The sequence below is a fragment of the Megasphaera massiliensis genome (assembly GCF_036305205.1).
GTDB classification, from domain to species: domain Bacteria; phylum Bacillota; class Negativicutes; order Veillonellales; family Megasphaeraceae; genus Megasphaera; species Megasphaera massiliensis.
In genome coordinates this window covers 44,041-67,452 of the sequence record NZ_JAXIXE010000027.1, presented here as the reverse complement: position 1 = coordinate 67,452, position 23,412 = coordinate 44,041, and the positions used below count along the sequence as shown (strand labels likewise).

Below are 23,412 nucleotides of genomic sequence, written 5' to 3'. Positions count from 1 at the left end.
GCCACGCTTTTTTCCGGAGAATTGTGTATAATAAGGAATATATTATAAAAAAGCGAGGATTCCCTATGTATCCTATAAATGTAGATCTCCGAAACCGCCCCTGTCTGGTCATCGGCGGCGGTACCGTTGCCGAACGAAAAGCGGCCCGCCTCCTCGACGAAGGCGCCGCCGTCACCATCATCGCTCCGACGGCAACGAACACGGTAAAAGACTGGGCCGCTTCCCACCGGCTCACGTGGAAGGCCCGTCCCTATGAGGTGGGCGACGAAAAGCCCTTCTTCCTCATCATCTGCGCCACCGATGATGAAGCCGTAAGCCGTATAGCCTCGCAGGCCGCTGAAGAAGCAGGTAAACCGATCAACGTCTGCGATGTCCCCGAACTATGCAGTTTCACCCTGCCGGCCGTCGTCCGCCAAGGGGACTTGCAGCTTGCCATTTCAACGAACGGCAAGGGGCCGGCCTTCTCGCGCTGGCTGCGGCAACGATTAGAAAAACGCTTTGATGACCGCTACAGTCGCTGGCTCGACGAAGTGGCCCGCGTCAGAAGTGCTGCCAAAGAGGCCCTGCCGTCCTCGAAAGACCGTCATGCTTTTTGGCGCACGGCCCTTTCGGACGACATCATGGACCTCGTCGAAGCCAATGACATCGACGAAGCCGGCCGCCGCCTATTCCAAAAGCTTATCGAATTTGAAAGGAGCCGCCATGAAACGTAACCTGACCATCGGCACCCGCAAAAGCGCCCTGGCCTTATGGCAGGCCGAATACATCAAAAAAGCCCTCGAAGGTCACGATTCGGAACTGACCGTAACCCTCGAGCATATCGTTACGAAAGGGGACAAGATCCTCGACGTCCCCTTGGCCCGCATCGGTGGCAAAGGACTCTTTACGACAGAACTCGAATCGCGGCTCCTCACCGGTACCATCGATTTAGCCGTCCACAGCCTGAAAGATTTGCCTGCCGACCTCCCGGACGGTCTCTGCTTAGCCGCCGTCACGGCCAGGTCTCATGTCCACGACGTCTTGGTATCGAATCGCTATACATCCCTCGACGCCCTGCCGCAGGAGGCCTGCGTCGGCACGTCGAGCCTGCGCCGAAGGGCCCAGCTTCTCGCCTACCGTCCCGACCTTACGGTTCGGGACCTTCGGGGCAACGTCGATACGCGGCTCAAAAAACTCGATGACGGCGAGTACGATGCCATCATCTTAGCCGAAGCCGGCCTCCATCGCCTGGGCCTTGCGAACCGCATCAGCCAGCTTCTCCCGACGGACATCATGATTCCTGCCGTCGGCCAAGGGGCGCTTGCCATCGAGACCCGCACCGACGACGATGAACTGAAACAGGCCTTAGCCTTTCTTTGCGACCCGGGCACGACGGCGGCCACGACGGCGGAACGGGCCTTTTTAGCCGCCATCAACGGCAGCTGCCAGGTCCCCGTCGGCGTCTACGGCAAGGCCAAAGACGGGCAGCTTACCTTGTCCTGCATCATCGCCGCCCCCGACGGCAGCCGCGTCTTCCGCCATACGGCGACAGGCCCTGTTTCTGACAGCCGGGCCCTTGGCCAAGCGGCTGCCAAGACCCTCCTCGACTGTGGGGGCCGCCAAATTTTGACAGACCTCGGCATCACCCCTGCCGAATAAAGGAGGTTTTCCATGAACGGCATTGTATATCTCACCGGCGCCGGCCCCGGCGACTACCGCCTCTTGACCTTAAAGGGCCGCGACGTCCTCCGTCTCGCCGACGTCGTCATCTACGACTACCTGGCGGATGAACGGCTCCTCGATTTTACCCGGCCCGATGCAGAAAAAATATACGTCGGCAAAAAAGCCGCCGACCACACCCTCTCCCAAGAGAAAATCATCGACTTACTCCTTGAAAAAGCCCGTGCCGGAAAGGTCGTCGTCCGCCTCAAAGGCGGCGACCCTTTCGTCTTCGGCCGCGGCGGCGAAGAAAGCCGGGCCCTTCACGACGCCGGCATCCCCTTTGAAATCATTCCCGGCGTGACCTCAGCCATCGGCGCTGCGGCCTACGCCGGCATTCCCGTCACCGACCGGACAGCGGCTTCGTCCTTTGCCGTCGTCACCGGCCATGAAGATCCGACGAAGAAAGAATCGTCCATCCGTTGGGACAAACTGGCAACGGCCGTCGATACCTTAGTCTTCCTCATGGGCGTCCACAACCTGCCCTTGATTACGAAAGAATTAATGGCCCACGGAAGAAGGGCCGACACGCCGGCGGCCCTCGTCCGCTGGGGCACCAAGCCCATCCAGGAAACGTTAGTGGCTACCGTCGGCGATATCGCCCAAAAGGCTGCCGAACAAGGCTTCAAGGCGCCGGCCATCTTCGTCGTCGGCGACGTCGTATCCCTTAGGCCATCCATGCAGTGGTTCGATACGAAACCGCTCTTTGGCCTGCGCATCGCCGTCACCCGCACCCATGCCCAGGCGCCGGCCCTGACCCGGCAGCTGGAAGACTTGGGCGCATCGTGTATCGAAGTCCCGACGATCCGCATCGAACGGCCGAGCGACGATTATGCCGCCCTCGATACCGCCATCGACAAGATTTCAGGCTACGACTGGCTGATTTTCACCAGCACCAACGGCGTCGACACCTTTTTCCGCCGCCTGTCGAAAAAAAATCTCGACAGCCGCGCCTTAGGACGGGCTAAACTGGCCGCCATCGGCAGCGCCACGGCAGAGGCCCTCTTAACACACGGCCTGACCGCCGACGTCGTCCCCCGGGCCTACTGTGCCGAAGGACTCTTCGAAGCCTTATCACCCCACCTTAGAGGCGGCGAAAAAATCCTCATCCCCCGCGCCAAAGAAGCCCGCTCCTTCTTGCCCGATACCCTCCGCCGTCACGGGGCCTCCGTCGATATCTGTGAAGCCTACCAAACCGTCGGCGCCGTCGAAAATAAGGAACGCCTGGAAAAACTATTGACGGACGGAAAAATCGACGTCGTCACCGTCACCAGTTCGTCGGCAGTCCGCCATTTTCTGGAACTCACCAAAGATGCCGGCACCGCCCTCGACGACCTGACCTTTGCCTGCATCGGTCCCATTACGGCCCGGACGTGCCGCGAACAGGGCCTGAACCATATCCTGACAGCCTCGACCTACACGACAAGAGGTCTGACTGATTGTATAAAAGATTGGAGATTAGAAAAACAATGACCATAAATACCCTCCGTCCCCGCCGTCTGCGCCGTTCGGCACCGATGCGGGCTATGATACGGGAAAATCACCTGTCCCTGAACGATTTCATCTACCCCATTTTCGTCGTCCCCGGAACGAAGGTCAAAGAAGAGATTCCCAGCATGCCCGGCTGTTACCACCTGTCCGTCGACAATGCCGTCGCCTTAGCTGAAGAAATCCGGGAACTCGGCATCAAAGGCATCGAAATCTTCGGCCTGCCGGCCTATAAAGACGACATCGGTTCCAGTGCCTGGGATCCGGAAAGCCCGGTCCAGCGTGCCATGAAGGCCATCAAAAAAGCCGTGCCCGACATGGTCATCGTCGGCGACGTCTGCCTCTGTCAGTATACGAGCCACGGCCACTGCGGCAAACTTTGCGGCCACGAAGTCGATAACGATGCCACCTTGGAACTCCTCAATAAAGTTGCCCTCAGCCAGGCAGAAGCCGGTGCCGACATCATCGCCCCGTCAGACATGATGGACGGCCGCGTCGCTTCCATCCGAAAGGCTCTCGACGATCATGGTTTCACGGACATCAGCATCATGTCCTACGCCGCTAAATACGCCTCGGCCTATTACGGCCCCTTCCGCGATGCGGCCGATTCGGCACCTCACTTCGGCGACCGCCGGGGCTATCAGATGGACCCGGCCAACAGCCGCGAAGCCATGAAAGAAATCGACCTCGACCTCGACGAAGGTGCCGACATCATCATGGTCAAACCGGCCCTGGCCTACCTCGACATTGTCCACCAGGCCCGGGAACGCTGCCAGCGGCCCATTGCCACGTACAACGTCAGCGGCGAGTACGCCATGGTCAAGGCGGCGGCCCAAAAAGGCTGGATCGACGAAAAGCGCATCGTCACCGAATCCCTGCTCAGCATGAAGCGAGCCGGTTCGGACATCATCATCACCTACCACGCCATCGACGTCGCCCGATGGCTGAAAAACGGCGACATCGAGGTTTAGCCATGGATTTAGTCATCGTCGGACTCAATCATAAAACGGTCCCCGTCGCCATTCGGGAACAATTTGCCATGACACCGGACGCCATCGGCAGCAGCCTTCAGCACCTCGACGACTACGGCGGCCTTCGCGAAGCCGTTGTCCTGTCGACGTGCAACCGCTCCGAAGTCTACGCCGTCGTCGATGACATCCGGGAAAACGAACAGGCCCTGCGCGACTTCTTCCTCGATTTGGCGGGAAAACCGACCTATAACCCGTCCTATTTCTACCGCTACACAGGAAAGGAATGCATCGCCCATTTATTCACCGTCGCCGCCAGTCTCGACTCCCTCGTCATCGGCGAAGGCCAAATCTTAAGCCAGGTCAAACAGGCCTACGTCATGGCCCATGAACACGGGGCTACCGGGGCCATCTTAAATATGCTCTTTCAGCAGGCCATCGCCGTCGGAAAAAGGATCCGAACGGACACGCACATCGCCTACCACGCCGTATCGGTCAGTTATACGGCCGTCCAAATGGCGGAAAAGGTCTTCGGTTCCTTAAAAGGAAAAGGGCTTCTTCTCTACGGTGCCGGCCAGATGGCCCGCCTGACGGCCCAAAACTTTCTCGGAAAAGGCGCCGATAAACTCTACATCGTCAACCGCCACTTAGAACGCGCCCAAGAACTGGCCGGCGACGTCGGCGGTCAGGCCGTTCATTACAAAGAAGCCGAAACGATCGTGGACGACGTCGACATCGTCATCGCCTCGACGGGGGCACCGCATTACGTCGTCACCGTCCCCCGCCTGCGCCGCTTCCAGGAACGGCGTAAGGGGCGGCCCCTCCTGCTCATCGACATCGCCGTCCCCCGCGACATTTCTCCCGATGCCGCTGCTATCGACGGCGTCACCTTATACAATATCGACGATTTAGAAGACATCGTCCACGACAACGAAGCGGCCCGACAGCGAGAAGCCGTCGCCGCCAAAGTCATCGTCGACGAAGCCGTCACCGCCATGGTCGAGCGCTACCGCTACCTTTCGGTCCGGCCCGTCGTCGTCAGCCTCTCTCAGCAGGCCGAACAGACGCGGCGCCACTTCGTCAAAAAGGCCCGCAGCAAACTGCCGGAACTGACGGACGAACAATTTCGCGTCGTCGAAAACTTATCGCACATCTTAGTCCGCAAAATCCTGCGTGCGCCCTTGCAGCGCACCGTCGAAGCGGCCCATACGCCTGACGAAGCGCAGGTCGTCCGCGAACTGCAAAACGTATTCAAGTTAGACATTAAAGAGTAAGGAGGCCTTTCCATGATTTCCTTAGAAAAATCAAGGGCCGCGTTTTCCGAAGCGCAGACCCTCATGCCGGGCGGCGTCAACAGCCCGGTCCGTTCCTACAGCCGTATCGGCTGCCCGCCGCCTTTTATCGCCCGGGCCAAGGGCAGTACCATCATCGACATCGACGGCAACGAGTATATCGACTACGTCGGATCCTGGGGTCCCATGATCGTCGGCCACGCCCATCCCCGCGTCGTCAAAGCCCTCCAGGAAGCGGCCGAACGGGGCACGAGCTACGGCGCACCGACCCTCGTCGAGTCCGATTTGGCCAAACTCGTTCGCCAGGTCTACCCGTCCATCGAAAAACTGCGCATGGTCAATTCCGGTACGGAAGCGACGATGAGCGCCATCCGCGCCGCCCGAGGCTATACGGGCCGGGAAAAGATCGTCAAATTCATCGGCTGCTATCACGGCCACGGCGACAGCCTCTTAGTCAAGGCCGGCAGCGGCGCCGCCACCTTCGGTCAGCCTGACAGCCCGGGGGTTACGGCCGGCACGGCCAAAGATACCCTGACCGTCCCTTATAACGATGCCGCCGCCTTTAAGGCCCTGATGGACCGTAGCGGCGACGATATCGCTGCCGTCATCGTCGAACCCATTGCCGGCAACATGGGCCTCGTCCTCCCCCAAGAAGGCTACCTCGACCTCCTCCGGGAAGAAACGAAGAAACACGGCACGGTCCTCATCTTTGACGAAGTCATGTGCGGTTTCCGCTCGGCCCTTCACGGGGCTCAGAGCCTCTACCATATTGAGCCCGACATGACGACCTTAGGGAAGATCATTGGCGGCGGCCTGCCCGTCGCAGCCTACGGCGGAAAAAAAGCCATCATGGACTGCGTCTCGCCGGAGGGTCCGGTCTACCAGGCAGGCACCTTAAGCGGCAACCCCCTGGCCATGGCAGCCGGCCTTGAAACGCTGCGCATCATTACGGAAGATCCGAACTATATCGAAAAGGTCACGGAAAAGACATCGACCCTTACCGAAGGAATCCGTCAGGCCGCCGAAAAAGCCGGCGTCCAGGTCCAGGTCCCCCAGGCCGGCACCATGTTCAGCGTCTTTTTCAGCGACCGACCGGTCACGAACTACGCCGATGCCGAAGGCTGCGACGCCGAGGCCTTCAAGAGCTACTTCCTGTCTATGCTGAATGACGGCATTTACCTGGCTCCGTCGCCCTTTGAAACGAACTTCGTCTCCGGCGCTCACAGCGATGCCGACATCGAAAAGACGATTAAAGCTGCTGAAAAGGCCTTCCGCACCTTATAATATATATAAGACCGAAAGAAGGTACATCGTGATAAATCAGCCCGACAAAAAGGAAAAGACAAAAGCAATACAATTCAGAATCGATGAAACGTTACTTAAGCGATTTAATGAAGTGACAGAACGCTATAGCGTTAATAAGAGTGCATTAATTAGAAGCTGGATAGAACAATACCTGGAAAAGCATAAAGATGATTAAATAACAAACTTATCCCCACACAAAAAATCCCGTCTGAGCCATCGCTCAAACGGGATTTTTTCACAGCCCTTCTCTTTTAGGAAAAGCTGTCTCTTATAAGATTTTCGACAAGAAAGCCTGGGTCCGTTCTTCCTTCGGATGAGAGAAGAGATCGTCCGGTTTCCCCTGTTCCAGAATCTTGCCTTCATCGACGAATAAGACTCGATCGGCCACTTCGCGGGCAAAACCCATTTCGTGGGTGACGATGGCCATGGACATGCCGTCGTGGGCCAGGTCTTTGATGACGTCGAGAACTTCGCGGACCATTTCCGGGTCAAGGGCCGACGTCGGTTCGTCGAAGAGGATGAATTTCGGCTTCATAGCCAAGGCGCGGGCAATGGCCACACGCTGCTGCTGGCCGCCGGATAAGGTTTCGGGATAGGCATCCTTCTTATCGGCCAGACCGACTTTTTCGAGGAGCTGAAGAGCCACTTCCGTCGCGGCTTCCTTGCTTTCCCCACGGGTCTTCATGGGCGACAAGATGATGTTTTCCAAGACCGTCATGTGCGGGAAGAGATTGAACCGCTGGAAGACCATGCCGACTTCCTTGCGGACGCTGTTGATGCTCTTAGCATCGTTCATGCTGATGCCGTCGACGATGATTTCGCCGGCCGTCGGTTCTTCCAGGTAATTGATACAGCGGAGAATCGTACTCTTGCCGGACCCGGACGGGCCGATGATGACGACGACTTCTTTATCTTGAATGGTCAAATCGATGCCCCGAAGAACCTCGTGTTTGCCAAAGCTTTTTTTCAACCCTTTAATTTCTATCATCCGTTGCAAACCTCCGTTCCAAATAGCTTACCAACTGGGCGATGGTAAAGGTCATGACCAAATAAATAAAAGCGACGGTCAGCCAGATTTCAAACGAGCCGTAGGTCTTAGCGATGATCAGCTGGCCCCGGCGGGTCAATTCTTCAAAGCCGATGACCGAAACCAGGGACGTTTCTTTGGTCATGGAAATAAATTCATTGCCAAGAGGCGGAATGACGTGTTTGAAAGCCTGGGGCAAAATGATGTAGCGCATAGTCTGCATCCACGACAGGCCGAGAGACCGACCGGCTTCCATTTGTCCCTTATCGACAGACTGAATGCCGGCACGGAAGATTTCTGCCACATAAGCCCCACTGTTGACAGAACAGGCGGCAACGGCAGCGACGAAGGGGTTGATCCGTTCGCCGATGATCATGGGCAGGGCAAAGTAAATCAAAAAGATCTGGACTAAGAGCGGCGTCCCGCGGATAATATTGACGTAGCAGACAGCCAGGATGTTCAATATTTTGACTCCTGACAAGCGGCACACACTGGTAATCAGGCCGAATACAAAACCTAAGCCGACGGCAATGGCCGTGATTTCAATGGTAACACCGGCGCCTGCCAACAGCAGAGGCAATGAATTCCAAATCAGGCTAAAATCAAATGACATGAATAACACTCCTCTTGATGATACAGATAAATATACAAAAACACATGCTATCTTATTATACTTGCATATTTATGTGATGTCAATTCAGATTTAATAAATTTTCTTCATCTCCTGCCGCTTTTTTGCCCGTATTTGACAGAAAACGACAAAAAAAGGAATGCATAAAGGAAGGCTCCCTTATGTATTCCCTATTTGCAGGCACAGCGGCAAAAGCCGACGGGCAGCCGCTGTGAGAAGATATCTATCGGCCTAAGAAATGAACCAGTTCAAAGAGGTTTTCGTCAATGGGATAGCGAAGCTTGGCGGCTTCTTCATAGGGCGTGGCAACGACCTTGTTGTCGATGAGGCCGATGACACTGTTATAAGTGCCGTCTAAGAGGCTGTCGACAGCTTTCTGGGCAAAGCGGCCGGCCATGATGGCATCGTAAGCCGACGGAGCCCCGCCGCGCTGTACGTAGCCGAGGACGGTCAGGTTCGGCGACAGATACGTATGTTCCTTGATATAGTCGACGACGTCAGAGCCTTTAGCAGCCCCTTCGGCGACGATGACGATGCTGCTCAGCTTCTTCATGCGGTGCGATTCTTCCAAATGCTCGCAGAGCGCCGCCAGGTCGACTTTATGTTCCGGAATCAAGACGGCTTCGGCACCGGAGGCCATGCCGGCGTTAAGGGCGATGAAGCCGGCTTCGCGGCCCATGACTTCAATGACGGCGACGCGGTCGTGGGAAAAGGCCGTATCACGGATCTTATTGACCGATTCGAGGACCGTATTGACGGCCGTGTCGAAACCTAAGGTATACTGGGTCCCGACCATATCGTTGTCGATGGTCCCGGGAATGGTAACCGTCGGAAAACCAAAGCCGGCCAAGGCTTCGGCACCGCGCATGGAACCGTCACCGCCGATGACGACTAAGGCGTCGATTTCCTGTTCCCGTAAATATTCAGCAGCTTTCTGCTGCGTTTCTTTTTCTTTGAATTCCAAGCAGCGGGCTGTCCGAAGTACAGTCCCCCCGTGATGAATGATCGCGCCGACATCGCGTCGACCCAAGGGACGCGTTTCATGACGCAGTAAACCTTCATAACCGCGAATAATCCCTTCGACGGTCAGGCCGCGCTGAATAGCATACCGCGTGACCCCGCGGATGGCCGCATTCATTCCCGGCGCATCCCCGCCGCTGGTCAATACTCCGATTTTGTTGATCATTTTACATCAGTCTCCTTCTTTTCCCTGGCAATAAACTGCACATGCCTTTCATTGATTTTATGGACAATGGATTCGACGATCTGTGACGCTCCCCCGCGTGTCGTATCGACGACGCCGTCGCAGTACGGATAGATCTCTTCCCACTGTTTCATCATAGTATGGACAAAATCATGAAGATTGTCGTAGTCCACGGTCGGCCGCTTTCCAATGTGGCGGCTGACTCTTTCCTCGACGCGAAACGGCTCGGATAAGAGGGCAACGATAAAGCCATGACGATGCAAGATACGATACGTATCGACATTCATGGGAAAGTTGCCGCCAAAAGAAATTACCGCTTCATGATACCGGCTGACTTGCTGTAAGATATTGAGCTCCCGCTCTCGAAACGCCTGTTCTCCATGGCTGGCAAAGAAATCGGCAATCGTCATGCCTACGGCCCGCTCGATACGCCTATCCGTGTCGACAAACTGCCAATTGAGGCGTTGCGCCAGCTTACGGCCAATATGACTCTTACCGCTCCCCATCATCCCGACGAGGACGATATTCCGCTTCATCATGATCGGCACACCTCCTCCAAGTAGTCTATTCTGCATATGTACCTTCCTATTTTATCATACTTCTTTCCTGTTGACACAAAAAAAGCCGTACTTTTTCTTCATATTACTATAAATAGAGCGGGACAGTCAAAAAAGAAGAACCCTCTCCACGATTGCCGAAAACGTGCTCGAGCCCGTCATTCTGCCAATCGTCGCGGCCCTTTTCCAAGGGGAATAAAAAAACAGAGTGTCCCTACGGGGTCTATTTAGGTCCCACTTTGTAGGACCTTATAAAAAAAAGAGACCTGCCCAAGGCAAATCTCTTGTATCGTCAGCCGAAAGCTCCCGAAGGGCCCTCACAGCTTTTTTACGAAGCGCAGGTCGTGCCGCAGTTTCCCCCTTCTTCAGCAGCGTCATTGGTCAGTCCCAGGCGCTTGATCATGGCCATGTCTTCGACGATGGTCGAGCCCGACGTGGTCAGCATATTGCCCGTAATCGACGCCGAAGCGCCGGCAAGGAGGGCCGTAGCCCCGTTTTCAGGTAAAAGTTTGCGGCCGGCAGCCAGGCGGATGTTGGCTTCGGGATTGATGAAGCGGAAGAAGGCAATGGTCCGCAGGATATCGTCGCCGGACAGTTCTTTCCTACCTTCAAAGGGCGTGCCGGGAATGGGCATCAAGGCGTTGATGGGGATCGATTCGATGCCGAGTTCGGAGAGGCTAAGGGCCATATCCAAGCGGTCTTCCCAGGTTTCGCCCATGCCGATGATGCCGCCGGAACAGACGCAGAGGCCTTCGGCCTGGGCATCTTTAATCGTCCGGATGCGGTCGTCATACGTATGGGTCGTGCAAATCTCCGGGAAGAATCGCCGCGACGTTTCGATGTTGTGATGGTAGCTGGTAACGCCCGTTTGGCGAAGAGCGTGGAGCTGCGCTCTCGAAAGCAAGCCGTGGGAGGCGCAGAGACCGATGTGGAGTTCCCCCTTCATCGCCCGATAGGTGTCGAGGGCTTTTTCAAAATCCTTCCCCGACAAGGCCCGGCCGGAGGTAACGATGGCAAAGCGGTTGGCTCCGGCGTCCTGATTGGCCTTGGCATTGGCCATGATTTCTTCTTTGGGAAGGAAATCGTATTCGTCACAGCCAGTATGATGACAGGCCGATTGCGCACAGTATTTACAGTCTTCGCTGCAGCGGCCGCTGCGGCCGTTGATGATGGTGCAGAAGTCGACGTGATTGCCGCAAAAATGGCGCTGCAGTACGCCGGCCCCTTCTTGCAGTTCAGCCAGCGGTGCCGTCAAAAAAAGGCTCAGATCGTCACCCCGTTTGATGCGATAGCCTTGTAAAATTCGTTCCGTTAAACCTGCGATTGTATTCATTGTTAACCAATGCCCCTCTTTCTATTAGTGACTATGGGATTATTATACGCGCTGAAAGGCCTCTAGTCAACCAATTATTTCACGGTAATAGGTTAACAATAAACTCGTACTTCTCCGTGACAGGCGCTGTCAACTCCCCTAAGGGCACAAAAAAAGGCCCGTCGCAGTTGCGACAGACCTTTTTTCAAGTGTTCTTGCCAATAGCTTATCGGCGTTCGCGGATACGGGCAGCTTTGCCGGTAAGACCGCGGAGATAGTGCAGTTTTGCACGGCGAACGATACCGTGGCGAACGACTTCGATTTTAGCCAGACGCGGCGAATGTACTAAGAAAGTACGTTCAACACCGACGCCATAGGAAATGCGGCGGACAGTGAAAGTTTCGCGGACACCGCCGTTCTGACGGCCGATAACGACACCTTCAAAGATCTGGATACGTTCACGATTGCCTTCGACAACCTTTACGTGAACTTTGACAGTATCCCCAGGGCGGAATGCCGGGATATCGTCACGAAGCTGTTCCTGTTCAAGTACGCTGATAATGTTCATTGCTCTTTTTCCTCCTATAAGACATTCTTACCCCGTTGCCGCCATGGTACGCAGCAATCGTCATATGATACCGATCATATCGGGCAGCGGACTGCCTAAAATAACAAAGGAATTATATCATAAAAAATCCTTTGTGTAAAGCCTTTTTTCTCGCAAAATCGCAAATACGAAGAAACCTGAGGCCTACATCCGGACGTTCGGCAGGAAGGTACGGGACATGTGGGAGATGATAGCCTGGTACTTATCCCGCTTGTCCGTCGGATAGGTTACGGTAAAGGCCACATAGGTCTTGTTCTTGTCGTTGATGTAAAGTTCGTGATAGTAAGACGTCTTGCCGTCGGTCCAGCCGATGGCGTAGCTGTCCTTGGTCTTGATGTTGGTCGTCAATTCCGGCGATTCGTTCATGCCGATAGCCATGTTATACAATTCATCGATGGAAAAGCCCATGGTATTCTTGGCGGCATAGGTCCGGAAAACGGCATCGTCCTTCGGGTCCTGGAAGTAAGCCCCGTCCCCGTCGGTCGTCATATCGGCGGCCGTCGCACTGCGCGGGATGTCGACGGCATACTGATAGGCGCTGTTGTAATACTGATAGTAGTCCTTATCCTTCGTCGTCATGACCTGAACGACGTCATAACTGTCGGCATTGGAGCTTTTGATGTTGACTTTTTCAGCAGCCAGTGCCGTCGAGCCTGCGATACAGGTCAAGGCAGCGACTAAGAGGGCAACGTTCTTTAATTTCATGGATATCACTCCTTTATTTTCTGGTGCGATGGAACTTGCGAAAAGAGGGCTTTCAAATAAATAACAGATGCAGGCAGGCTGCATCTGTCATCTATTATACCATATTCAAAATTAGCTGCACAAGAAAGGCGGCTTACGATAATTTTTTGATATCGCCCAGCGGCTGAATAAGGCTGTACGTCAAGGCCAGGAGATGGAGTCGGTTTTCTTTGACGGCTTCATCCTTATGCATGACCAGAACGTTGTCCAAGAATTCGTTGATGACGGCAATGCCTTCGGACAAGGTATTGGCTACGCTCTGGTAGTCATAGACGGCGTACTGCTGGGACAAGTTGACCTGCATAGCCTGGCAGGCGCTGTAGAGGGCCCGTTCTTCGTCGGTTTCAAAGAGGTCGGGATCGACGTCGGTATCATCGGCGCCTTTGATCATATTGCTGACCCGGGTGAAGGCCTGAAGAAGATCGGTCTTGCTCATGATATCGGCATCGATGAGGGCCTGAGCGCGGCGAGCCGCTTCATTGGCATTGAGCGTATCGGAACTGAGGACGCAGTCGATGATATGGTAATCCATGCCCTTGTCCTGGAAGATGTTCTTTAAGCGCAGGGTAAAGTAATCGTCGAGTTGACCCATGACAGAAGCGGCATCTTCACCGGTGACGCCGAGGAGGTTTAAGATGAAGGCAAAGACTTCATGGCAGTTGATATTCCAACCGGCATCCATGACGATGTTCAAGATGCCGATGGTCTGGCGGCGCAGGGCAAAGGGGTCCTGGGAGCCCGTCGGAATGAAACCGCGGCTGAACATGCCCGTAATGGTATCGAATTTATCGGCAATGCCGAGGATTCGGCCCATGTCGGTCGCCGGCAGTTCGTCGCCGGCAAAGCGCGGCTGATACTGTTCGTTGATGGCTTCGGCAACGCCTTCGTCTTCCCCGTCGATGAGGGCGTATTCCTTACCCATGACGCCCTGGAGTTCCGTAAATTCCATGACCATCTGGGTGGCAAGGTCGGCTTTGGCCAGTTCAGAAGCCCGTTGGAGTTTGGCATCGTCGAGGCCGAGATCGAGTTTCTGATTAAGGAATACCGTGATCTGTGCCAGGCGCTGAGCCTTGTCGTGGAGCGTACCGAGGCCGTCCTGGAAGACGATCTTCTTCAATTTTTCCGTATAATCGACCAGTTTATGTTTCTTATCTTCTTCAAAGAAGAACTTGGCGTCGTCGAGGCGGGCACGAAGGACGCGTTCGTTGCCGTGCTGAACCGTTTCCAAATGGTAGTCATTGCCGTTGCGGACGGTCAAGAAGAGGTTCATGAGCTTGCCTTCTCCATCACGCATGGGGAAATAGCGCTGGTGGTCCTTCATGGGCGTAATGATGGCCGCTTCAGGGAGCTTCAAATAATCTTTATCGAATTCACCACAGAGGGCCGTCGGATATTCGACGAGGTAAACGACTTCTTCCAGGAGGTCGTCGTCCATGATGACCGTCCCTCCCTTTTCGTCAGCCAGTTTCTGAAGGCCGTCGAGGATGAGCTGACGGCGCTTTTCCGGGTCGACGATGAGGAAGTGTTCTTCGCAGACGGCTTCATAAGAGGCCGGATTTTCGATGGTAAAGTCGCCCGTGCCGAGGAAGCGATGACCGCGGCTGACCTTTCCCGACGAAACGTTGGCCAATTCAAAGGGAATGACGTCTGTATCAAAGAGGGCCACGAACCAGCGGATAGGCCGTACGAAGTGGAAGTCGAGGCTCCCCCAGTGCATGCTCTTGGGGAAGTTGAGGCCCGTTACGATGCCTTTCATGAGGTCCGGCAAAAGGCCCTTTGTTTCAGCACCGACGCTGGTGACGTTGGCGTAGACGTAACCGTCTTCAACGGTCAAGTCTTCGACGGCAATCTTCTGACCGCGGGCAAAGCCCATGGCAGCCTTGGTCGGCTTGCCGTCGCCGTCATAGGCGATAGAGACCGACGGGCCCTTGTGTTTGGCCGAGACGTCAGCCTGTTTTTCAGCGACACCTTTCATCAGCAAGGCGATGCGGCGCGGCGTGCCCAAGGTGCGGACCGATTCATAAGCGATATTGGCTTCGCCAAACGATTTTTCAGCCAAGTCTTTGACCTGGCCGAGGATACTCGGCATATAATGAGCCGGGATTTCTTCGGTACCGATTTCAAGTAACAAATCTTTGCTCATCTTATTTTTCCTCCTTGGAAAGCATTGGGAATCCTAATTTTTCACGCTGTTCCAGGTATGCCTTAGCGCAGGCCCGGGCCATACTGCGGACGCGGCCGATGAAGGCAGCTCGTTCGCTGACGCTGATGGCGCCGCGGGCATCGAGGAGGTTGAACGTGTGCGAGCATTTCAATACGTAGTCATAGGCCGGAAGGACGAAGCCGGCTTTGATGACCCGCATGGCTTCTTTTTCATATTCATCGAAGAGGTGGAACAAGAGGTCGGCGTTGCTCAGTTCAAAGGCATACGTCGACTGTTCGACTTCGTTCTGATGGAAGATGTCGCCGTAAGTGGCCGTTTCGTTCCACTGGAGGTCATAGACGTTTTCTACGCCCTGGATATACATGGCCAAGCGTTCCATGCCGTATGTGATTTCCGACGATACGGGTGCGACGTCGATGCCGCCGACTTGCTGGAAGTAGGTAAACTGCGTGACTTCCATGCCGTCGAGCCAGACTTCCCAGCCAAGGCCCCAGGCGCCGAGGGTCGGCGATTCCCAGTTGTCTTCGACGAAGCGGATGTCGTGTTCAGCCGGGTTGATGCCCAAGGTTTCCAAACTCTTTAAATAGAGTTCCTGAATGTTGTCCGGCGACGGTTTGCAGATGACCTGGAACTGATGGTGCTGATAAAGGCGGTTCGGATTGTCGCCGTAGCGGCCGTCTGCCGGGCGGCGCGACGGTTCAACATAAGCTACGTGCCACGGTTCCGGGCCGAGCGTTCTGAGGAACGTCGCCGGGTTCATGGTCCCTGCCCCTTTTTCTACATCATACGGTTCGTAGATGATACAGCCCTGAGAAGACCAGAAGTTCTTCAATGCGAATATCATGTCTTGAAAATTCATCGTATTCCCTCCTACATGCAAAAAAGTCCCTGTAACATAGATAAGTATGTTACAGGGACGAGTATACGTACCCGCGGTTCCACCCTGATTGGTCCAAAAGACCCGCTTGATTTACCGGCCATACACATCGACTGACTTCCGGCCGCGGCCTTCAGAGCGCCTTCCGCATCGGCAGCCGGCTCACACTGTCCCGGCCTCGCTGATAAGATACGTACTTGTTCTCTTGCATCGCCTATGTAATTGTACGTTCCTTATCATAGCAAACTTAAGGGTAAAAGTCAATCTTTTCCCCCATCAAAAAAGGATTGTCGCTAAAGGCATAAAACCTTTAGGAGACAATCCTTTTCAATCGGGTAATCCTATTGCTTGCCGTATTTGCGGGCTACGTCGATGCGGCGCAGAGCACGCTGCAGGGACGCTTGGGCACGGGTTTCGTCGAGATCGGCAGCGTGTTTCGCCAATAAGGCTTCGGCACGCTTTTCCGATTCGATGGCTCGCTCTAAGTCGATGTCTTCCGGCTTTTCCGAAGCCGGCGTAATGACCGTGACCGTATTGCCATGGACTTCGAGGAAGCCTCCGGCAACGGTGACGCAGCCGCGGCTTCCGTCCTTGTCATAGCATAAGGGCCAAATCGACAGGGAGGCGATGAGCGGCGCATGGTTGGGCATGATGCCCAAATCGCCGTCTAAGGCACGGACGAGGATGAAATCCACGTCTTCATGGAGTACGGCAGCATCGGGCGTTATGACTTCCAAATGGAGTGTCTTTCCTGCTTCTGCCATAGACTATTCCCCTTTCAGCGTCTTGGCCTTTTCATAGGCTTCTTCAATATTGCCGACCATGTAGAATGCCTGTTCAGGCATGTCGTCACATTTACCGGACAAGATTTCTTTGAAGCCTTCGATCGTTTCTTTCAGCGGGACGTAACGGCCTTCCTGACCGGTAAACTGTTCAGCAACGGCGAAAGGCTGGCTGAGGAAACGCTGTACTTTACGGGCACGGGCAACGGTCAGCTTATCTTCTTCTGACAGTTCGTCGATACCCAAGATGGCGATGATATCCTGCAGGTCGTTGTACTTCTGGAGGATTTCCTGTACGGCACGGGCCGTATTGTAGTGATCGTCGCCGATGATGTTCGGGTCGAGGATACGAGACGTGGAGTCCAAAGGATCGACGGCCGGGTAAATCCCGAGTTCGGCGATCTGACGGGACAGAACCGTCGTCGCATCGAGGTGCGCGAAGGTAGCAGCCGGAGCCGGGTCCGTGAGGTCGTCGGCAGGGACGTAAACGGCCTGGACGGACGTGATAGAACCGTCTTTGGTCGACGTAATGCGTTCCTGCAGGGCGCCGACGTCGGTACCCAGGGTCGGCTGGTAACCGACGGCAGACGGAATACGGCCGAGAAGGGCCGAAACTTCGGAACCTGCCTGGATGAAACGGAAGATGTTGTCGATGAACAACAAGACGTCCTTGTGTTCCTTATCGCGGAAGTATTCGGCCATGGTAAGACCGGTCAGGCCGACGCGCATACGGGCTCCTGGCGGTTCATTCATCTGACCGTAGACGAGGGCCGTCTTGTCGATAACGCCGGATTCCTTCATTTCGTTCCAAAGGTCATTGCCTTCACGGGTACGTTCACCGACACCGGTGAAGACGGAATAACCGCCGTGGCCCGTAGCAACGTTGTGAATCAATTCCATGATGAGGACTGTTTTACCGACGCCGGCACCGCCGAAGAGGCCGATCTTACCACCCTTAGCATAAGGGCAGATGAGGTCGACGACTTTGATCCCCGTTTCAAAGATTTCTGTTTCCGTCGCCTGGTTTTCGAATTTCGGAACCGGACGGTGGATCGGCCAGTAATCATCGGCTTCGACCTTGGCGTCGACTTTGTCAACGGTATTGCCGAGGACGTTGAAGATACGGCCTAAGACGCCTTTGCCGACAGGGACCTTGATCGGGTCGCCGGTATTTTCGGCTGCCATGCCGCGGACGAGGCCATCTGTGGAGTCCATGGAAACGCAGCGGACGACGTCGTCACCTAAGTGCTGCATGGCTTCTACAATGAGGTCGATCTTCTGGTCGCCTTCACCGCCCGTGATATGGATGGCGTTGTAGATGGACGGCAAGTCTGCTTCGGAAGCAAACCGCACGTCGACGACCGGGCCGATGACCTGGACTACTTTCCCAATGTTATTGCTCATGAAGAGGTTCTCCTCTCTTTCAAGAATTGTAACAGCAGCGCGTGACGAGAATCACGTCTTATTTCAAGGCGTTGGCGCCACTTACGATTTCCGTCAGTTCGTTGGTAATACCAGCCTGGCGGACTTTATTGTAGGTAACAGTCAGTTTTTCGATCAGCTCACCGGCGTTGTCCGTAGCCGACGTCATGGCCGTCATGCGGGCACCGAGTTCACTGGCAGCTGACTGAAGGAGACTGTTGTAGATAAACAGATCTAAGTACTGGGGCAGCAAAGAATCGAGGACCTGGGATGCATCGGGAGCAAACAAGTACTCTTCCCGCGGCCCCTGGTCACCGGCCTGTTCTTCCTGAGAAATAGGCAGCATCTTCACGATTTTTGCTTCCTGGGACAAGGCCGTTTTGAAGTGCGTATAGATGACATAGACTTCATCGACTTCGCCGTCGAGGAACTTCTGCGTCGCCAAATGGGCGATTTCCTGGGCATTGATGAGCTGCGGCTTATCCGAAAAACCGGACCATTTTTCTTCCGGCGTAATATGCAGGTGCTTTAAGTACTCTGCCGGTTTGCGGCCGGAGACGAAAAGGACCGACGCACTGCGCGGCTTATCCTTTAAGACGGATACCATGGTCTTGTTGATGTTGGCGTTGAAGGCACCGGCCAGGCCCTTGTCAGCCCCGATGATGATATAGCACGTCTTCTTGACGTCATCGCGGGACTGGAACAAAGGGTTCCCGGAATCGGGGGATGCCGCCGACAAGCGGCGCAGCATGCCTTCCATTTTTTCGGTATACGGGGCAGTAGCCAGTGCCCGTTCCTGTGCACGGCGCAGTCGCACGGAAGAGACCATCTTCATGGCCTTGGTGATCTGCTGAGTATTGGTAACGGATTTTATCCGTCGATTTATTTCGCGTGCACTCGGCATAGCTTATTCCTCCTCTTTAACCAGTTCGTGAGAAGTACCGTACTGCTTGAGGTATTCCGCAATGGCTTTCTTGAGGGTTTCTTCTGCATCTTTGCCGAGTTCCTTCGTCGATTTAATGCTTTCACCGACTTCCGGATAGTTGCTGTGCATGAAGGTAACGAAGCCGTCTGCAAATTCTGCAACTTCATCGACCTGGACAGGCATCAGGTAGTTCTTAACGGCCAAATAAATCTGCATGACCTGATCTTCAACGGCCATCGGCTTATACTGCGGCTGAATGAGGAGCTGCATCGTCCGTTCACCGGCATCGATCTGGGCTTTCGTGTTCTTATCGAGGTCGGAGCCGAACTGAGCAAAAGCTGCCAATTCGCGGTACTGGGCCAGGTTCAAACGGAGCGTACCGGCAATGCTCTTCATGGCCTTGATCTGAGCCGAACCGCCGACACGGGATACGGAGAGGCCGACGTTGATAGCCGGACGGATCCCGGAGTTGAAGGCTTCTGTTTCGAGGAAAATCTGGCCGTCGGTAATGGAAATGACGTTGGTCGGAATATAGGCCGACAAGTCACCGGCCAAGGTTTCGATGATCGGCAGGGCCGTAATCGAGCCGCCGCCCAATTCATCGGACAGTTTAGCCGCCCGTTCGAGCAGACGGGAATGTAAGTAGAATACGTCGCCGGGATACGCTTCACGTCCTGGCGGACGACGGAGAAGCAAACTCATGGCACGGTATGCCTGAGCGTGTTTGGACAAATCGTCGTATACGCAGAGGCAGTCTTTGCCCTGGAGCATGAAATATTCGGCAATGGATACGCCGGAATACGGAGCAAGATACTGGAGCGGAGCCCCGTCGGAGGCCGTTGCGGCAACGACGATGGTATAGGCCATAGCGCCGTGTTCTTCGAGGGTCCGTACGACGCGGGCAACGGTCGACGATTTCTGACCGATGGCGACGTAGACACAGATGACGCCCGTATCCTTCTGATTCAAGATCGTATCGATGGCAATGGCCGTCTTGCCCGTGCCGCGGTCGCCGATGATGAGTTCACGCTGGCCACGGCCGATAGGGACCATGGAGTCGATGGCTTTCAGACCCGTCTGGAGCGGTACCTTGACCGGCTGGCGGTCGGCAATACCGTAGGCCTTGACTTCGATAAGACGGGATTCCGTCGTCTTGATGTCCCCTTTGCCGTCAATGGCCATCCCTAAGGGATTGACGACGCGGCCAATCATGTTTTCGCCGACAGGGACACGCATAACGCGGCCTGTACGACGGACGGTGTCGCCTTCTTTGATGAGGGCGTCATCGCCGAGCAGTACGGCGCCGACGTTATCTTCTTCCAAGTTCAGGGCCATGCCGTAAACGCCGTGCGGCAGTTCCAGTAATTCCCCGGACATGGCTTTTTCCAAACCGTAAATGTGGGCAATGCCGTCCCCGACTTCCAAGACGGTACCGACGTCATCGACGTTCATTTCCACATTATAATCTTCGATTTGTTTCTTGATTATAGCCGTAATTTCTTCTGGCTTCATATTCATTATTCGTCCGTCACCCCATTCGTCGCGTCAGCCTGGAGCAGGCTATTCTGCATATCCTGCAGATGCCGCTTAAGGCTGCCGTCTATTAATTTATCGCCAATTTGGATGACCATGCCGCCGATAAGCGACGGATCGACGTAGTACAGCGGTTCTATCTGCTGTCCCGTCATGGCTTCCAGGCTGGCTACGAGCTTGGTCTGTTCTTTCTTGGACAGCGGCTTGACGACGCGGATTTTGGCCACTTCGATGTTCTGAGCCTTACGGGCCAAATCGATAAACCCGTCAATGCCCAAAACCAAAGCCGCTTCACGGCGCCGGTCGATCATGACATACATGAACTGCATGACCATCGGCGACACGCTGTCCCCAAAAATCTTTTTCAATGTGTCCTTTTTGGACTGCGGCGGTACGAGGGGATGATTCAGGAATTTCCATAAATCGGGATTTTCCTGAAACGTATCCCGTACGCCTTTTAATTCTGTTCCGAACTCGGTAAGCTTCTTCTGTTCGCTGGCAATGTCAAACATAGCCTGGCTGTATTTGCTGTAGATCGTTTCGGGTATCATAAGATCAGTTCCCCTTTACGCGCTGCGTCTGGATCTGGTCAATGCAGTCGGCTACGAGTTTCGCGTTCATATCGGAATCGATATTCTTCTTGAGCAGTTTTTCTGCCACAGCCATCGACAGATTGACTACTTCCTTACGCATTTCCCGGATAGCCGCTTCCCGTTCATTGGCGATTTCAGCCTGGGCAATCTGTTTTTCCCGGGCGATCTGATCGCGAATGGCTTCGAGCTGGGCCTGTGCTTCTTTATCGGCCTGCTTTACCGCCTTGTCGACGATGGCCTGCGCTTCTGCACGGGCATCGCGGATCTGAGCTTCATAATCGGCTCTCATCTTTTCAGCCGTTTCTTTAGCTTTCGCGGCATCGCTGAGATCGGAGGCAATCTTATTGCGGCGGTCTTCCAGCACTTTGAGCAGCGGTTTGTAAGCGAACTTCGCCAAAATAGCAACTAAGACGAAGAAGTTGATAAACTGGAACAGCAAGGTACCATTAATACTAACCAATGTACTTCCCTCCCCGGCTGTATAGTAGAATCATTCAGATTAAAGCAGGCTGACGAACGGATTGGCAAAGACCAATACGATGGAGATGACAGCTGCGATAATCGGCATGGATTCGATCAAGCCGATGGAGATAAGCATGTTGACCAAGAGTTTGCCGCCCATTTCAGGCTGACGAGCCGTACCTTCGAGCATTTTCGATGCGGCATGACCGTCACCGATAGCAGCGCCGAGAGCTGCCAAACCAATACCCAAGCATGCACCAAAAGCGGACAATGCCAATACGATAGCTTTTTCCATAATAAATAACCTCCTAGTTTCTGTGAATAAGATGAAAATTTCAGTGTAAAACAGTATCCGGCACGATTAGTCGTCTGCAAAAGACGGAGCCAGATAAGACGTGGTCAGGATCGTAAAGATAAATGCCTGAATGAGACCGATGACCAGGCTGAACACCAGCCAGATGATTGGAATGCCGATAGGCACGAGGAAGTACAGGACTTCCAACAAAATTTCCCCGGCCAGTATATTGCCAAATAGACGGAAGGCCAACGTTAACGGTTTGGTAATTTCTTCCATCAGATTGATGATAACAAATGGCGCAAAGGGTTTAAAGAAGCTCTTGAAATGTTTTTTGAACCCCTGGTTCTTCAAGGCCATAAAATGGACCATAAAAGAAGATACCAGTGCCAGGGCGACAGTCGTATTCAAGTCATTCGTCGGCGAAGCCAGGATTTCCGGATTCGGAATCATGCCCAATTCGTTGGCGAACAGGATGAATAAGAACATGGTCAATAAGACCGATACGACTTGGCCGTATTTCGGTCCCAACGTTTCCCTGAACTGATCGAGGAGGGATTCGATGACCATTTCCATGGCATTCTGCAGGCCCGACGGGACGAGGGAACGTCCCCTTGTGGCAGAGACGGTGACGATGATAACCAGCGCTGCAACGAGCCAGGTCATCATCAGCGTATCCAGGTTCACATTCAGACCCAGAAGCTGAACGACCACATGATGCCCTGCATGTAATTCCATACGCAATACCTCCTTTCCTTTACCGTCTGAAGCGTGCGGTCAACACATCTGCAAAGATCAGGACGCGGTATGAAAAGATACCGGCCACGGCAGCTCCCAGTGAAATGGACGGGAACTGCAAGATCACGATGACGGCCAGGCAGACGAAAATCAGCCGGAACACGGCACCGCCGCGGATGAATGCCGCCGCCTGCTCGGGCGGCAGTTTCAAGGCCCGTACCGAACGGCTGCTGAGCATGAAAAAATAGACGATGTTCAAGCCGCTGCCGATACACCAGCCACTTATGTACTGCCACCACCCGCCCAGTAAGAGCACGGCGGCGACGATACATGTAAAACCAATGAGTTTGCAAATTGTTGCCTTCACATAGGTGTAAAAAGCTTCCATAGACTATCCTCCGCGGTTCTCATCGGCTCGATGACGATCCATTCCGGCGGGATTCATCCCGTTCATAGGACAAGGCTTTTTTGTAAAGCGTCCAGAACCCGGAAACGGCACCGATCAGGGAAAAGAGGATCAATCCCCACGGCGATGTGCCCGTATAGACATCGATAAAACGGCCGATGGCGACGCCGACGCAGATGCAGACAAAGAGCGACAGGCCGAGAGATGCGGCAATGGCAACGATGTCTAAAAGCCTCATAGAAGACCTTTTGTCACTGTGAGAATCATTCTTTTTTCTCATAGCACACACACTCCTGCTCAGGCGATAGCAGTCTTTCCACAACCGCGCCGCGCATAGAAAACCTACGTTTAGCCGCGATTATTGCTTATTTTAGCACGGAAA

The 23,412-nt window shown here is 54.5% G+C and carries 26 protein-coding genes; 7 read left to right on the top strand and 19 right to left on the bottom strand.

The annotated features are described in order from the left end of the window. The first annotated feature begins 65 nt into the window (after positions 1 to 65). From UCI88_RS05180 to UCI88_RS11440, 7 genes are read left to right on the top strand one after another with little or no spacing between them, the layout of a single operon-like run. Entirely contained in the window at positions 66 to 713 is a 648-nt protein-coding gene (locus tag UCI88_RS05180; RefSeq protein ID WP_256179553.1) for a precorrin-2 dehydrogenase/sirohydrochlorin ferrochelatase family protein, read from the top strand. Beyond that, on the top strand, positions 703 to 1,638 hold the full coding sequence (gene hemC, locus UCI88_RS05175) for a hydroxymethylbilane synthase (RefSeq protein ID WP_256179554.1): 936 nt from the start codon (positions 703 to 705) through the stop codon (positions 1,636 to 1,638). The genes UCI88_RS05180 and hemC overlap by 11 nt, the downstream gene beginning before the upstream one ends. A gap of 12 nt (positions 1,639 to 1,650) precedes the next feature. After that, a complete protein-coding gene (gene cobA / locus UCI88_RS05170; protein ID WP_302357022.1) occupies positions 1,651 to 3,171 on the top strand; it encodes a uroporphyrinogen-III C-methyltransferase in 1,521 nt (506 codons plus the stop codon). After that, positions 3,168 to 4,157, top strand: coding sequence for a porphobilinogen synthase (gene hemB, locus UCI88_RS05165; RefSeq protein ID WP_256179556.1), 990 nt, complete (start codon positions 3,168 to 3,170; stop codon positions 4,155 to 4,157). The genes cobA and hemB overlap by 4 nt, the downstream gene beginning before the upstream one ends. A 2-nt stretch (positions 4,158 to 4,159) precedes the next feature. Further along, positions 4,160 to 5,428: a glutamyl-tRNA reductase gene (gene hemA, locus UCI88_RS05160; protein WP_044503951.1), complete on the top strand. Its 1,269-nt coding sequence runs from the start codon at positions 4,160 to 4,162 to the stop codon at positions 5,426 to 5,428. Between the two features lie 12 nt (positions 5,429 to 5,440). Further along, the gene (hemL, locus tag UCI88_RS05155) at positions 5,441 to 6,730 is read left to right on the top strand and encodes a glutamate-1-semialdehyde 2,1-aminomutase (RefSeq protein WP_256179557.1); all 1,290 of its coding nucleotides are present in this window, start codon (positions 5,441 to 5,443) and stop codon (positions 6,728 to 6,730) included. Continuing rightward, entirely contained in the window at positions 6,612 to 6,926 is a 315-nt protein-coding gene (locus tag UCI88_RS11440) for a ribbon-helix-helix protein, CopG family (protein WP_353867030.1), read from the top strand. Before hemL ends, UCI88_RS11440 begins: the two co-directional genes overlap by 119 nt. A gap of 93 nt (positions 6,927 to 7,019) precedes the next feature. Here the strand turns inward: UCI88_RS11440 and UCI88_RS05150 are convergent, their stop codons facing one another. From UCI88_RS05150 to UCI88_RS05060, 19 genes are all read right to left on the bottom strand, one after another. Beyond that, a complete protein-coding gene (locus tag UCI88_RS05150) occupies positions 7,020 to 7,739 on the bottom strand; it encodes an amino acid ABC transporter ATP-binding protein (RefSeq protein WP_044503953.1) in 720 nt (239 codons plus the stop codon). Then, positions 7,726 to 8,391, bottom strand: coding sequence for an amino acid ABC transporter permease (locus UCI88_RS05145; protein ID WP_044503954.1), 666 nt, complete (start codon positions 8,389 to 8,391; stop codon positions 7,726 to 7,728). The genes UCI88_RS05150 and UCI88_RS05145 overlap by 14 nt, the downstream gene beginning before the upstream one ends. 241 nt (positions 8,392 to 8,632) lie before the next feature. Next, entirely contained in the window at positions 8,633 to 9,595 is a 963-nt protein-coding gene (gene pfkA, locus UCI88_RS05140; RefSeq protein ID WP_044503955.1) for a 6-phosphofructokinase, read from the bottom strand. Further along, positions 9,592 to 10,152, bottom strand: coding sequence for a shikimate kinase (locus UCI88_RS05135; protein ID WP_081651710.1), 561 nt, complete (start codon positions 10,150 to 10,152; stop codon positions 9,592 to 9,594). Before UCI88_RS05135 ends, pfkA begins: the two co-directional genes overlap by 4 nt. 346 nt (positions 10,153 to 10,498) lie before the next feature. Further along, positions 10,499 to 11,503 (bottom strand): biotin synthase BioB, encoded by a 1,005-nt coding sequence (gene bioB, locus UCI88_RS05130; protein ID WP_256179558.1) that lies wholly within the window; start codon positions 11,501 to 11,503, stop codon positions 10,499 to 10,501. A 205-nt stretch (positions 11,504 to 11,708) separates the two neighbouring features. Further along, complete coding sequence (gene rplS / locus UCI88_RS05125) at positions 11,709 to 12,050, bottom strand: 50S ribosomal protein L19 (RefSeq protein ID WP_044503957.1); 342 nt, start codon at positions 12,048 to 12,050, stop codon at positions 11,709 to 11,711. A 183-nt stretch (positions 12,051 to 12,233) separates the two neighbouring features. Then, positions 12,234 to 12,794, bottom strand: a complete 561-nt coding sequence (locus tag UCI88_RS05120; protein WP_044503958.1) for a hypothetical protein — start codon at positions 12,792 to 12,794, stop codon at positions 12,234 to 12,236. 133 nt (positions 12,795 to 12,927) lie between these two features. After that, positions 12,928 to 14,976 (bottom strand): glycine--tRNA ligase subunit beta, encoded by a 2,049-nt coding sequence (glyS, locus tag UCI88_RS05115; RefSeq protein WP_256179559.1) that lies wholly within the window; start codon positions 14,974 to 14,976, stop codon positions 12,928 to 12,930. A 1-nt stretch (position 14,977) separates the two neighbouring features. Then, the gene (gene glyQ / locus UCI88_RS05110; RefSeq protein WP_044503959.1) at positions 14,978 to 15,856 is read right to left on the bottom strand and encodes a glycine--tRNA ligase subunit alpha; all 879 of its coding nucleotides are present in this window, start codon (positions 15,854 to 15,856) and stop codon (positions 14,978 to 14,980) included. 359 nt (positions 15,857 to 16,215) lie between these two features. Next, positions 16,216 to 16,638 (bottom strand): F0F1 ATP synthase subunit epsilon, encoded by a 423-nt coding sequence (locus UCI88_RS05105; protein ID WP_044503960.1) that lies wholly within the window; start codon positions 16,636 to 16,638, stop codon positions 16,216 to 16,218. Between the two features lie 3 nt (positions 16,639 to 16,641). After that, positions 16,642 to 18,060: a F0F1 ATP synthase subunit beta gene (atpD, locus tag UCI88_RS05100; protein ID WP_044503961.1), complete on the bottom strand. Its 1,419-nt coding sequence runs from the start codon at positions 18,058 to 18,060 to the stop codon at positions 16,642 to 16,644. A 58-nt stretch (positions 18,061 to 18,118) separates the two neighbouring features. Beyond that, complete coding sequence (gene atpG / locus UCI88_RS05095) at positions 18,119 to 18,982, bottom strand: ATP synthase F1 subunit gamma (RefSeq protein WP_044503962.1); 864 nt, start codon at positions 18,980 to 18,982, stop codon at positions 18,119 to 18,121. A 3-nt stretch (positions 18,983 to 18,985) separates the two neighbouring features. Next, positions 18,986 to 20,521 (bottom strand): F0F1 ATP synthase subunit alpha, encoded by a 1,536-nt coding sequence (atpA, locus tag UCI88_RS05090; RefSeq protein WP_065360088.1) that lies wholly within the window; start codon positions 20,519 to 20,521, stop codon positions 18,986 to 18,988. Beyond that, complete coding sequence (locus UCI88_RS05085) at positions 20,521 to 21,087, bottom strand: F0F1 ATP synthase subunit delta (RefSeq protein ID WP_065360087.1); 567 nt, start codon at positions 21,085 to 21,087, stop codon at positions 20,521 to 20,523. Before UCI88_RS05085 ends, atpA begins: the two co-directional genes overlap by 1 nt. Positions 21,088 to 21,091: 4 nt before the next feature. Then, entirely contained in the window at positions 21,092 to 21,589 is a 498-nt protein-coding gene (atpF, locus tag UCI88_RS05080) for a F0F1 ATP synthase subunit B (protein WP_044503965.1), read from the bottom strand. A 39-nt stretch (positions 21,590 to 21,628) separates the two neighbouring features. After that, a complete protein-coding gene (atpE, locus tag UCI88_RS05075) occupies positions 21,629 to 21,886 on the bottom strand; it encodes a F0F1 ATP synthase subunit C (protein WP_044503966.1) in 258 nt (85 codons plus the stop codon). Positions 21,887 to 21,952: 66 nt separating this feature from the next. Further along, positions 21,953 to 22,624, bottom strand: a complete 672-nt coding sequence (gene atpB, locus UCI88_RS05070) for a F0F1 ATP synthase subunit A (protein WP_256179560.1) — start codon at positions 22,622 to 22,624, stop codon at positions 21,953 to 21,955. A gap of 19 nt (positions 22,625 to 22,643) precedes the next feature. Continuing rightward, a complete protein-coding gene (locus UCI88_RS05065; protein ID WP_044503968.1) occupies positions 22,644 to 23,012 on the bottom strand; it encodes an ATP synthase subunit I in 369 nt (122 codons plus the stop codon). A gap of 19 nt (positions 23,013 to 23,031) precedes the next feature. Further along, positions 23,032 to 23,268, bottom strand: a complete 237-nt coding sequence (locus tag UCI88_RS05060; RefSeq protein ID WP_287770367.1) for an AtpZ/AtpI family protein — start codon at positions 23,266 to 23,268, stop codon at positions 23,032 to 23,034. Positions 23,269 to 23,412 lie beyond the last annotated feature (144 nt).